General features: G+C 45.0%; 3 protein-coding genes. All 3 read right to left on the reverse strand.

Translation table 11 applies throughout. From position 1 onward, the window contains the following. The coding region (gene glmM / locus ACWVCM_RS10835) for a phosphoglucosamine mutase (RefSeq protein WP_455201769.1) at window positions 1-993 on the reverse strand (993 nt) is incomplete at its 3' end. A gap of 13 nt (window positions 994-1006) precedes the next feature. Next, window positions 1007-1786, reverse strand: a complete 780-nt coding sequence (gene folP / locus ACWVCM_RS10840) for a dihydropteroate synthase (RefSeq protein ID WP_455201770.1) — start codon at window positions 1784-1786, stop codon at window positions 1007-1009. Window positions 1787-1906: 120 nt separating this feature from the next. Next, on the reverse strand, window positions 1907-2947 hold a 1041-nt coding region (locus ACWVCM_RS10845; RefSeq protein WP_455201771.1), incomplete at its 5' end, for an ATP-dependent metallopeptidase FtsH/Yme1/Tma family protein.

Consider the following 2947-nt stretch of genomic DNA (forward strand, 5'->3'; position numbering starts at 1 on the left):
AATATGGCCGGAGCCTTCTCCACCCAATAGCCAACCGTCCTTTTTTAACAGTTCCATCACATAGCGATCGCCAACTTTGGCACGCTTGAAAGCCACCCCGGAATCATTTAAGGCACGCTCCAGGCCCAGGTTACTCATGACAGTGCCCACAACACCGCCATTCAGCGTGGAATCCACTAAACGTGATTTAGCAATGATATAGAGAAGCTCATCACCATCAACCAGTTCGCCTTTATGATCTACCATTAGCACTCGATCACCATCGCCATCCAGTGCTATACCAAAATCGGCGTTCTGTTCCACAACTGCGCTCATCAAGGCTTCGGGTTGAGTACTGCCAAAACCATCATTAATATTCAAGCCATCGGGGGATGTGCCAATCGTGATTACGTCGGCGCCCAATTCATCAAACACACAGGGTGCTATATGATATGTCGCACCATGCGCACAATCCACGACAACACGCATACCTTTCAAATCGACTCCCAACGGTACGGTGCTCTTACAAAATTCTATATAGCGTCCCGCCGCATCCTCAATACGTTCAGCCTTACCAAGCCTGGAAGAATCAACGCAGGTAAATTCTTTATCTATTTCCGCTTCAATGGCCAGTTCAATTTCATCAGAGAGTTTTGTGCCCTTAGAAGAAAAAAACTTGATACCATTATCTTGAAATGGATTGTGCGAAGCACTAATGACGATACCTGCTTGCGCATGTAAAGTCCTGGTAAGGTAAGCAATACCCGGGGTTGGCATAGGGCCAAGTAACAAGATATCGATACCAGCAGCCGACAATCCCGCTTCCAGCGCGGATTCAAACATGTAGCCGGATATCCTGGTATCTTTTCCAATTAGCACCTTGCTACGTCGTCCATCGCTATCACCGAGGACACGGCCAACCGCCCATCCCAGCTTCATGATAAATTCCGGAGTTATTACTCCTTCCCCAACACGGCCTCGTATACCATCGGTTCCAAAATATTTTCTTTTCATGCTTACGCTACCTTTAAACAGAACGAACTGCGCTAACAGTTTTTAATGCATCATTAGTGGCGCCGACATCATGAACACGCAGAATGTCAGCACCCATCCATGCTGCCAGTGTTGCCAGGCTAATGCTGCCAATTAACCTGTTTTCAATGGGCTTATCTAATATAGCACCGATCATTGACTTTCGAGATACACCAACCAGTAATGCTACCCCTAACTCTTTAAATCTTTTCAATTGCTTAAATAATAATAAATTATGCTCTAAGTTCTTTCCAAAGCCAAAACCGGGATCCACTATTATCCTGCTCTTATCAATTCCAGCGTTAAGACACGCTTCGACACGTTGCTGTAAAAAATAAAAAACTTCTTCCACAACGTTGTTGTAATGAGGGTCTTTTTGCATGGTTCTTGGTTCGCCTTGCATATGCATCAAGCAAACAGCCACATTACTACCAGCAATTACGTCCACTGCACCAGGCGCACGCAAGGCATTTACGTCATTTACTACGTGTGCTCCAGCAACAATAGCGTTGGCCATTATTTCTGGTTTACTGGTATCTATTGAAATTATGGTATCGGGAAGTTCTTTTTGAATGCGCTTTATTACGGGCAATACGCGCTGACGTTCTTCATCTATTGAAACTACCTTGGCACCGGGACGGGTTGACTCACCACCAATATCTATTATCGCCGCTCCATCAGCCACCATGTTTCGAGATTGTTGCATTGCACTATCTACAGAAACAAATTGACCCCCGTCTGAAAAAGAATCGGGGGTCACATTCAATATACCCATTATGCAGGGACTGCTCAGGTCGAGCAATTTATCTGCGCATTGTAATGCGTTTGCCATGCTTCATTTAGAACTGTTGCGAAGCCAAATATTTACTTGCTCAGCTAATACAAATGAAGTGGTTTAATGTTCTCCCGCAGGACCGCCAATGCTGCTATCAGTTTTACTGTCCTTGGGTTTTGTTTCCTTTTTTTCTTCTTTACCGCTAGGACCTGGAGGTGGCTGATCAGACCAGTCTTCTGGAGGTCTGGGTGATTTTCCTGCCATAATGTCGCTGATTTGATCCTGATCGATCGTTTCATACTTTATCAGGGCATCAGCCATCATGTGTAATTTATCCATGTCTTTTACCAGGATCTTTTCTGCCCTCTCATAATTTTTATCAATTAATTTACGAATCTCTTCATCAATAAGATTGGCAGTCGCACCTGAGACATTTTTATGCTGAGTTACTGAGTGGCCAAGAAAGACTTCACCCTCATCTTCACTATAAGTTAAGGGACCCAACTTTTCGGACAATCCCCATCGAGTAACCATATTACGAGCGATCTCTGTAGCACGTTGGATATCATTACTTGCACCAGTGGTCACACTGTCTTTACCAAAAATCAGTTCTTCAGCGATTCGTCCACCAAACATACTCGAGATCTGACTTTCTAACCGCTGTTTGCTGTAACTATAGCGATCTTCTTCAGGTAAAAACATGGTGACGCCGAGAGCACGACCACGAGGGATAATTGTTACTTTATAAACTGGATCATGGGATGGAACATTTAAACCAACAATCGCATGTCCAGCTTCGTGATAAGCGGTGAGTTTTTTCTCGTCTTCGCTCATCACCATAGACTTGCGTTCCGCACCCATCATTATCTTGTCTTTGGCTTTTTCAAAATGCGCCATATTTACCAGGCGTTGATTTTCACGCGCTGCAAATAACGCCGCCTCGTTCACCAGGTTCGCTAAATCGGCACCTGAAAATCCAGGCGTACCACGCGCAATAATGGTTGGTTTCACATCATCGCCTAAAGGTACTTTTCTCATATGGACTCGCAAGATATGTTCGCGTCCACGAACATCTGGCAATGGCACGACAACCTGGCGGTCAAAACGACCGGGACGCAATAAAGCAGGATCTAATACGTCGGGACGGTTGGTGGCAGCAAT

This window comes from Kaarinaea lacus, from assembly GCF_975902315.1.